The organism is Mesorhizobium sp. M7A.F.Ca.US.006.04.2.1, assembly GCF_004022915.1.
Classification (GTDB): Bacteria; Pseudomonadota; Alphaproteobacteria; order Rhizobiales; family Rhizobiaceae; genus Mesorhizobium; species Mesorhizobium ciceri.
Genome location: NZ_RZQA01000211.1, coordinates 1 through 8,074, shown reverse-complemented (window position 1 = coordinate 8,074; position 8,074 = coordinate 1). Strand labels below are relative to the sequence as shown.

Sequence of the window (8,074 nt, the reverse complement as noted above, 5' to 3'; positions counted from 1 at the left end):
CATGCCTGGGATGTCGTTCATGGCCTGCAGCGACAAGAGCGACACCGCCAGATCGAGGCTTTCCGGCTCGAACGGCACGGTTTCGAGCGGTGCGATCAGGCCGGCATCGCCACCGCTCAGGAAAGCCGTATCCGTCTCGACGCGGACAATGTCGGCGACCTTGCCGCTTTCAGCGAGCGTTTCGGCCGCCGCCGGCGTCTGGCAAAACAGCACGGCCGCCTTGCCGAACCGGCGCTCGACGGCGCCCAGCCGGTCGGCAAGGTCCTCGGCCGTGCGGCGCATGAGGAAGTCCGCGCCGTCGACCGGACGGGCAAGCGCGCGCCGCTTGTGCGTCAGCCACAGAGAGGTATCCATTATTGGCTGCAACGGGCAGATCCTTTGTTTGTCCACGCTCCGAGATCGTTGATATAGTGGCGCGCAGGAGCAACCACGTGGCCGATCCGATGCCCAAGATCAAGTCCATCGGGATCACGAACCTGGCCCGGTCGGTTGTCGGCTGGCCGGCGCGGATGCTGTTTCCGCCGGTCTGCGCCGGTTGCCGCCGGCATGTCTCGCAGCCGGGCGTGCTGTGCGGCGCCTGCTGGCCGAAGCTCAGGCTGCTGGAGCGGCCATGGTGCCCTGTCATGGGTACGCCGTTCACCCACCATATGGGCGAAGGCTTTCTGTCGGCCGAGGCGATTGCCGATCCGCCGCCTTTCGAGCGGGCGCGGGCGGCGGTCGCCTATTCCGGCGTTGCGCGCCAGATGGTGCAAGGGTTGAAATACCAGGATCGCACGGATCTGGCACCTTGGATGGCGCGCTGGATGATGCGTGCGGGTGCCGATCTCATCGCCGAGGCGGATGTGGTGGTGCCGGTGCCGCTGCACTGGCGACGGTTTTTCAGGCGGCGCTTCAACCAGTCGGCGGAACTGGCAAGGGCGGTCTCGGCACTTAGCGGATTGCCCTTCGCCCCGTCGGCGGTGCGGCGCGTGAAACTCACCCGCCAGCAGGTTGGGCTGGAGCGCGGCGAACGCGAGGAGAATGTGCGGGCCGCGTTCCGGGTGCCCGCCGAGGCGGAAATCGAGATCGCCGGCCGCAGGGTGCTTTTGATCGACGATGTCTACACCACCGGCGCCACGGTGCGTTCCGCCACCAAGGCGCTGAAAAGGGGAGGTGCGGCCGCCGTCGACGTGCTGACCTTTGCGCGTGTGTTGCCGGGGGACTTTCGGGCGGACGAGTCCGCGACTATATAAGTCGGCAACGAACAGCGGAAATTCGTCATGACCGATGTCACGATCTACACCCGCATGATGTGCGGCTATTGCACGGCAGCCAAGCGGCTGCTCGAGCGCAAGGGCATAGCCTTTACCGAGCACGATGCCTCCTTCTCGCCGGAATTGCGCCAGGAGATGATCTCCCGGGCGCATGGCCGCACGACCTTTCCGCAGATTTTCATCGGCGATACGCATGTCGGCGGCTGTGACGACCTCCACGAGCTGGAGGCCGAAGGCCGGCTGGACAAATTGCTCGCCAACGGCGCGACGAATTGAGGGAATGACGATGGGTGTTTTCAAGGCCGCTGCGATCCAGATGCGTTCGGGCGAGAGCCCCGAGCGCAACGCCGCCGATCTCGAACGGCTGGTGCGTGAAGCAGCCAGCCTGGGTGCCACCTACATCCAGACGCCGGAAATGACCGGGGCGCTGATCCGCGACAAGGAAGCTCGCGCCGCATCGTTCACGTCGGAGGACAAGGACATCGTCGTTGCGACCGCGCGCAGGCTGGCCAAGGAGCTCGGCATCTTCCTGCATATCGGCTCGACCGCCATTCTGCGCGCCGACGGCAAGCTCGCCAACCGGGCGCTGCTGTTCGGGCCGGATGGTGCTGCGCTCGCCGCCTACGACAAGATCCACATGTTCGACGTCGATCTCGACAATGGCGAGAGCTGGCGTGAGTCCGCCGCCTATGAACCGGGAACCGAGGCCGTCGTCACCGACATCGAGGGTGCAAAGCTCGGCTTCGCCGTTTGCTACGATCTGCGCTTTCCGCAACTCTTCCGCGCCGAGGCGTTGGCCGGCGCAGACCTGTTTTCCGTACCGGCTGCCTTCACCCGCCAGACCGGCGAGGCGCACTGGCACGTGCTGCTCAGGGCCCGCGCCATCGAGAACGGCGCCTATGTCGTCGCCGCCGCGCAGGGTGGCTTGCATGAAGATGGCCGCGAGACTTACGGCCATTCGCTGATCGTCGATCCGTGGGGCCGGATCATTGCGGAAGCCGCGCATGACGAACCGGCGGTGATCGTCGCCGAGATCGACCCGGCGCAGTCGCTTGCCGCGCGCAAGAAGATCCCCAATCTCAGGAATGCGCGGGATTTCGCCGTCAATGCCGGCTCGGGCGAGGCGCCACGGCTCAGGGGTGCAGCCTCTTGATCCGTTTTGCCCTGATCTGCGAGCACGAGCACGAATTCGAAGGCTGGTTCCGCAGCAACGACGATTTCGACACCCAGAAGAAGCGCGGCTTCGTCGATTGCCCGAGCTGCGGTTCGCACAAGGTGCAGAAAGCACTGATGGCGCCGGCCGTCTCCACGGCGCGCAAGCAGGAAACCATAGCGCTGGCCATGGGCGAGGCGCAGAAGCAGGCTTTGGCGCAGCTCAAGGCGATGGCCGAGAAGGTGCGCGAGAATGCCGATTATGTCGGCGACAAGTTCGCCGAGGAAGCGCGAAAGATCCATTTCGGCGAGAGCGACCCGCGTGGCATCTATGGCGAGGCGACGCTGGACGAAGCCAAGAGCCTGGTCGAGGACGGCGTCGAGTTCATGCCGATCCCGGTGTTTCCGGACGACCGCAACTGAGTTCCGAGGGGGCTTTGCGCGACCCAGAAGCGATTGAGCCGCGACGCAGCATAAGAGCCGTCGTTGGCCGATTGGCCCGCTGGGGCGCCGTCAAGCTTAGCGGTACCCGAACGATCGACGGGTTGCTCATCATCAGCGACAAGGGCACCGACAAGATCGTCGAGGCGCTTCAGCTTATTCGTGATTTTGATCCAGTGCGCTACAGACGGCTGCTTGGTGACGTAAGACAGGTATTTGTCACAACCCTTCCTGCTTCCGTCGCGCAATGGGCAAACTCTTCCAAGGCATGCGAATTGGACGAGCGCCATATCATCAGCGAAGGGACGACGCCGGAATTGGTCGCTTCGATTATCGTCCATGAAGCCACCCACGCGCGGCTTATGCGATGTGGTATCGGCTACGAAGAGGCGCTGCGGGATCGCGTGGAGCAGGTCTGTCTGCGTCGAGAAATAGCCTTTGCGGCCAGATTGCCGACCGGAAAGGGCCGGAGCCAGCAAGCCGAAGCGACACTCGAGGCCATGCCGGACTTTTCCGACAAGGCGATGAGTGAGCGCTATCTCAGCGGTTTGCGGGATGCTCTGCTCTACCTCAACATGCCGACCCGGCTTGTCGACCTCACCGTATCATACCGCCGCTGGAAACACCGGCGCCGGTTCTCGCGGCAGCCTACGAACTGACCCGGCTTAGCTCACGCTCCCGATCAATTTCTCAAGCAGCCGAGAGAGCGTCTCCCGTTCGGCCGGTGTCAGGCCGGAAAGAATCTCATGCTCGTTGGCAACATGGGCGGCAATAGCCTCATCGATCAACGCGAGACCCTTTTCGGTCAGCCGCACGACAATGCCGCGCCGATCGTTGGGGTGCGGCCCGCGCAGGATCAATCCGGACGTCTCGAGCCGGTCGAGCCGGTTGGTCATGGCGCCTGACGTCACCATCGTCGCTTCATAGAGGGCGGTCGGCGTCAGCGCGTAGGGTGATCCAGAGCGGCGCAGCGTTGCCAGCACGTCGAATTCCCCGGACTGCAATCCATAACGGGCAAACAACGGCGCCAGGCGCTCGCGGGCGATCAGCGAGGCGGCCTCGTTCAGCCGCCCGAGCACACCCATCGGCGAGACGTCCAGATCGGGTCGTTCCCGCTTCCATTGCTCGATCGCCCGTGCTGCCCTGTCCAACTGTCTCACCATCATTTATCTTGACGTTAAGAATCTTTCCGTTATCTTACTGCAAGATGCAATGCCGGCCAAGAGCCGCGCTACAGGATTCGGTCAATGAAGCTTCTCTGGGATTCGGCGCTCGGCCTGCTGGTCGTCACCGGCGGCCTGCTCGGCCTGACGCTGCCGTTAGGCAAGCTCGCCACGGCTGCCGGCGTGCCGGCCATGGTCTGGGCCTTCGTCATCTCGCTCGGCGCCGGCGGGGTCTTGCTGTGCATGCTCTTGGCTCGCGGCAAGCGGGTCCGGCTCACCGCGCACAAATTGCGCTATTTCTTCGTCACCGCCGCGGTGTCCTATGCTGTCCCCAATCTCCTGATGTTCTCGGCCATCCCGCATCTGGGCGCCGGCTACACCGGCATCATGTTCACGCTGTCGCCGGTCATCACGCTGGTGTTCTCGATCCTGCTGCGTGTCCGGCGCCCCAACATGCTGGGCATTGCCGGCATCGCCGTCGGCTTCATCGGCGCCGTCATGGTCGCGGTGACGCGCGGCGAGGCCGGCCAGCCGGCCGATTTGTTCTGGGTGACGATGGGGTTGCTCATCCCGGTCAGCCTTGCCGCCGGCAACATCTATCGCACGGTCGACTGGCCGGACGGTACCGGCCCGATCGAGCTTGCCGTCGGCAGCCATCTGGCGTCGGCGGCGATGCTGCTTGCTGGCATTCTCCTCCTGTTCGGCGGCGAAGCTTTCGTCCCACTCGGCGGCGTGCCGCTGGTCGTCGTCGCGCAGGTTGCGTCGGCATCGGCGATGTTCGCGTTCTTCTTCCGGCTGCAGGCGGTCGGCGGTCCGGTCTATCTCAGCCAGATCGGTTATGTGGCGGCGGCCGTCGGCCTGTTTGCCGGAACCCTCTTCCTCGGCGAGCACTATCAACTGCTGACCTGGGCAGGCGCGCTCATCATCACCGCCGGCGTGTTCATCACCACCAGGGCACAAAGCCAGAAGGCGTGAGCGGTCGCAGGGGATCCGAACTGCCTTCGCGCCTGGAGCCGATCTCACCTGAATTTGTATCCAGATCTGCTTTATCTTCTTGTTTGAGCGTGGTCTTTTCCGAGGACCTTTCCCTTTTTGGAATCGTGCTCTGGAGCAAGCCATGACCGAACCGAAGACATCCGAGGAGACTGCCGTCGATGTAGCTGATTTTCGCGCCGCGATGCGGCTGATCGTCGGCAATGTCAGCGTCATCACCGCCGGCACCGGCGAGGATCGCTCCGGTCTGGTGGTCATTTCGGTCGTCTCGCTGTCGGCCGAGCCGCCCAAGGTGATCGCCTGCGTCAACCGGTCATCGTCGACCTGGCCGGTGATCGAACGCTACCGGCATTTCGGCGTCAACTCGCTTGGCCCCCAGCATCAGCGCGTGGCCGAGCGGTTCTCCGGCTTCGGCGGCATCAAGGGCAAGGACCGCTATGAGGGCGCCGAATGGGTGACGCTCAAGACCGGAGCTTTGCTGCTTTCGGACGCGGTGGCCGCATTCGACTGCAGCCTCGATGAGATGATCGATCGCGGCACGCATTCCATCGTCATCGGTTCGGTCGAGGCCGTGCGCACGTCCGATGCCGGCCAGGCGCTGATCTACTGGCGCGGCGGCTACAGGCCGCTGAATTCTGAATAGATCAGACCGAGCCTTTTTCCGCCAGGACCATGTAGTTGACGTCCATGTCCTTCGACCGCGCCCAGCGGTCGGCCAGCGGATTGTAGGTGACGCCGGTGCGGTCGATGATGGTCAGGCCGGCGCCGGCAAGCGCCTTTTCGAGCTCTTCCGGGCGCACCAGCTTGCCGAACTGGTGGGTGCCGCGCGGCAGCCAGCGCAGCACATATTCGGCGCCGATGATGGCTAAGCCCAGCGCCTTCAGCGTGCGGTTGATGGTGGCCACGAACATGATGCCGCCGGGCCGCACCATCTCGCCGCATTTGGCGACGAACAGGTCGATGTCGGCGACATGCTCGACCACTTCCATGTTGAGGATGACGTCGAATTTCTCGCCGGCGTCGGCAAGGTCCTCGGCCGTCGTGGCGCGATAGTCGACGCTGACATTGCCTTCGGCGGCGTGCAGCTTGGCCACTTCGATGTTGGTTTCGGAGGCATCCGCGCCCACAACCTCGGCGCCAAGCCGCGCCATCGGCTCGCACAAAAGTCCGCCGCCGCAACCGATGTCGAGGATGCGCAGTCCCTCGAAAGGCCTTGCAGCGCGTGGGTCACGGCCGAAGCGCGTCGCTATCTGGTCGCGGATATAGGCCAGCCGGACCGGATTGAATTTGTGCAGGGGACGGAACTTGCCGTTCGGGTTCCACCATTCGGCGGCAAGGGCGGAAAAGCGTTCCACTTCTCCGGCATCGATCGTCGATCGTCGGGGCTCTGGCATAGGTTGGTCTCCTCGACACTACAGCGCCGCGCGTCCTCTTGGACGCGCAAAGGACGCTGTAGCACTTTAGATTCTGCGCATGATCCTTTCCGAAATCGACTTCGATTTCGGGGCCATGCGCTAGGAAGTCGGGCGTGAAGCCGCGAATGTCAAGGCAACAATTTTCCTCTGCCGGCAGGGAGCCGGATTCTGTCAGGGCATGTCAGCTGGAGTGCGCCGCGGTGAAACACAATTGGCCTGGCGGGCGAAGGAACACATCATCGTTTTGAACTCGAAGGAGGTGACGATGACAGCAATGACGGCTTCGATCCTCTGGCATCGGCTGGACGTGGAGGGGCATGATGCCTGTCTGCTTGCGCAGACCGATGGCGGGCACAGCCTCAAGGGACAAGCCATCTTCATCCAGGACGGCAAGCCGTGCTGCCTCGCCTACGGGGTGGATTGCGATGCCGGCTGGCACACACGGGCGGCGCTTGTCGAAGGCTTTCTCGGCACGCGCCAGCTGCATTATGCGATCGAACGCGATTTCAACGGCCAGTGGACGCTGAACGGCGAAGTCCAGCAGGGTGTCGACGGTCTTGTCGACGTCGATCTTGGCTTCACACCGGCATCGAACCTGGTGGCGATCCGCCGGTATGGCCTCGGGATCGGCGAAGCGTCGCCTGCCCCGGCGGCCTACCTGACTTTCCCTGAACTGAGGCTGGTGCGCCTCGATCAGACCTATCGGCGTCTCGACACGGTTCGCTATGCCTATGCCGCGCCGGTGTTCGGCTATGACGAAACCCTCAACGTCTCGCCGCACGGCTTCGTTGTCGACTATCCCGGCCTTTGGAGACGCGCGGCTGCGTCAGGCTGAAGCGATTGTGATCAGTCCGCTGCGACCTGCGTCGTGCCAAGCACGTCACGCAGTTTCGCTGCCAGTTGCTCGATGGTGAAGGGCTTGGCGAGGAAATGCACGTCGTGGTCGAGCACGCCGTTGTGGACCACGGCGTTCCTGGTGAAGCCGGTGGTGAAGATCACCTTCAGCAGCGGCATGCGGGCAACGGCCTCTTCCGCCAGCTTGCGGCCGTTCATGACGGGCATGACGATGTCGGTGAACAGCAGGGCGACCTTCGGGTTTTCCGCCAGTTTCTGCAACGCTTCCTCGCCGCTTGCGGCATCAATGACGGTGTATCCGAGTTCGCGTATGGCCTCGGTGGTGGAGACCCGCACGCGGGCATCATCCTCGACGACAAGGATCGTTTCGGCGACCGGTGCGGCGGAGTTGTCGCCGCGCCCGGTGGGCACGGCCGGCTCTTCGGCGCCGAAATACCGCGGCAAGTAGATCTTGATTGTCGTGCCTTCGCCGGGCTCGGAATAGATGTTGACGTGGCCGCCCGACTGTTTGACGAAGCCGAACACCTGGCTCAATCCAAGGCCGGTGCCCTTGTTGACCGGCTTGGTGGTGAAGAAGGGTTCGAAGGCCTTGGCCATGACATCGGGGGTCATGCCCGAACCGGTATCGCTGACGGCGATCATCACATACTGGCCGGCCGCGACTTCTGCATGGGCGGCGGCGTAGCTGTCGTCGAGATGGCTGTTGGCGGTCTCGATGGTCAGCTTGCCGTCATCGCCCATGGCGTCGCGGGCGTTGACGGCCAGGTTGAGAACGGCGTTCTCGATCTGGCTCGGGTCGGCA

11 protein-coding genes and 1 pseudogene are annotated in these 8,074 nt (G+C 63.8%); 8 read left to right on the top strand and 4 right to left on the bottom strand.

Annotated features, from left to right (window positions below):
- Nucleotides 1-366, bottom strand: a pseudogene (locus tag EN925_RS13760) (SAM-dependent methyltransferase); the annotation flags it as partial.
- Nucleotides 367-431: 65 nt separating this feature from the next.
- On the opposite strand from EN925_RS13760, the gene EN925_RS13755 reads away from it, so the two are divergent.
- The 5 genes from EN925_RS13755 (at nucleotide 432) to EN925_RS13735 (ending at nucleotide 3,505) form a co-directional block, all read left to right on the top strand.
- A complete protein-coding gene (locus tag EN925_RS13755; RefSeq protein ID WP_013529448.1) occupies nucleotides 432-1,232 on the top strand; it encodes a ComF family protein in 801 nt (266 codons plus the stop codon).
- A 27-nt stretch (nucleotides 1,233-1,259) separates the two neighbouring features.
- The gene (grxC, locus tag EN925_RS13750) at nucleotides 1,260-1,529 is read left to right on the top strand and encodes a glutaredoxin 3 (protein WP_013529449.1); all 270 of its coding nucleotides are present in this window, start codon (nucleotides 1,260-1,262) and stop codon (nucleotides 1,527-1,529) included.
- Between the two features lie 10 nt (nucleotides 1,530-1,539).
- Nucleotides 1,540-2,406 (top strand): carbon-nitrogen hydrolase family protein, encoded by an 867-nt coding sequence (locus EN925_RS13745; protein WP_127384730.1) that lies wholly within the window; start codon nucleotides 1,540-1,542, stop codon nucleotides 2,404-2,406.
- A complete protein-coding gene (locus tag EN925_RS13740; RefSeq protein ID WP_013529451.1) occupies nucleotides 2,403-2,828 on the top strand; it encodes a DUF1178 family protein in 426 nt (141 codons plus the stop codon). The genes EN925_RS13745 and EN925_RS13740 overlap by 4 nt, the downstream gene beginning before the upstream one ends.
- Nucleotides 2,829-2,950: 122 nt before the next feature.
- On the top strand, nucleotides 2,951-3,505 hold the full coding sequence (locus tag EN925_RS13735) for a hypothetical protein (protein ID WP_164753528.1): 555 nt from the start codon (nucleotides 2,951-2,953) through the stop codon (nucleotides 3,503-3,505).
- Between the two features lie 6 nt (nucleotides 3,506-3,511).
- Here the strand turns inward: EN925_RS13735 and EN925_RS13730 are convergent, their stop codons facing one another.
- Nucleotides 3,512-3,997 (bottom strand): MarR family transcriptional regulator, encoded by a 486-nt coding sequence (locus tag EN925_RS13730; protein ID WP_013529453.1) that lies wholly within the window; start codon nucleotides 3,995-3,997, stop codon nucleotides 3,512-3,514.
- Nucleotides 3,998-4,093: 96 nt separating this feature from the next.
- Here EN925_RS13730 and EN925_RS13725 point away from each other — a divergent pair, with 96 nt between their 5' ends.
- Complete coding sequence (locus EN925_RS13725) at nucleotides 4,094-4,984, top strand: DMT family transporter (RefSeq protein WP_127384729.1); 891 nt, start codon at nucleotides 4,094-4,096, stop codon at nucleotides 4,982-4,984.
- Between the two features lie 142 nt (nucleotides 4,985-5,126).
- Nucleotides 5,127-5,645: a flavin reductase family protein gene (locus EN925_RS13720; protein ID WP_063173138.1), complete on the top strand. Its 519-nt coding sequence runs from the start codon at nucleotides 5,127-5,129 to the stop codon at nucleotides 5,643-5,645.
- Between the two features lies 1 nt (nucleotide 5,646).
- On the opposite strand, the gene ubiG is transcribed toward EN925_RS13720, so the two are convergent.
- A complete protein-coding gene (gene ubiG, locus EN925_RS13715) occupies nucleotides 5,647-6,396 on the bottom strand; it encodes a bifunctional 2-polyprenyl-6-hydroxyphenol methylase/3-demethylubiquinol 3-O-methyltransferase UbiG (RefSeq protein ID WP_013529456.1) in 750 nt (249 codons plus the stop codon).
- A 286-nt stretch (nucleotides 6,397-6,682) separates the two neighbouring features.
- Here ubiG and EN925_RS13710 point away from each other — a divergent pair, with 286 nt between their 5' ends.
- Nucleotides 6,683-7,252, top strand: a complete 570-nt coding sequence (locus EN925_RS13710; protein ID WP_127369983.1) for a putative glycolipid-binding domain-containing protein — start codon at nucleotides 6,683-6,685, stop codon at nucleotides 7,250-7,252.
- 11 nt (nucleotides 7,253-7,263) lie between these two features.
- On the opposite strand, the gene EN925_RS13705 is transcribed toward EN925_RS13710, so the two are convergent.
- A partial coding sequence (locus tag EN925_RS13705; protein ID WP_128336617.1) for an ATP-binding protein occupies nucleotides 7,264-8,074 on the bottom strand: 811 nt, incomplete at its 5' end.

What these genes read in the sequence shown, in the direction of transcription:
- grxC (WP_013529449.1), top strand. Translation starts at nt 1,260, where the DNA reads ATGACCGATGTCACGATCTACACCCGCATGATGTGCGGCTATTGCACG.
- EN925_RS13745 (WP_127384730.1), top strand. Translation starts at nt 1,540, where the DNA reads ATGGGTGTTTTCAAGGCCGCTGCGATCCAGATGCGTTCGGGCGAGAGC.
- EN925_RS13725 (WP_127384729.1), top strand. Translation starts at nt 4,094, where the DNA reads ATGAAGCTTCTCTGGGATTCGGCGCTCGGCCTGCTGGTCGTCACCGGC.
- EN925_RS13720 (WP_063173138.1), top strand. Translation starts at nt 5,127, where the DNA reads ATGACCGAACCGAAGACATCCGAGGAGACTGCCGTCGATGTAGCTGAT.
- ubiG (WP_013529456.1), bottom strand. Translation starts at nt 6,396, where the DNA reads ATGCCAGAGCCCCGACGATCGACGATCGATGCCGGAGAAGTGGAACGC.
- EN925_RS13710 (WP_127369983.1), top strand. Translation starts at nt 6,683, where the DNA reads ATGACAGCAATGACGGCTTCGATCCTCTGGCATCGGCTGGACGTGGAG.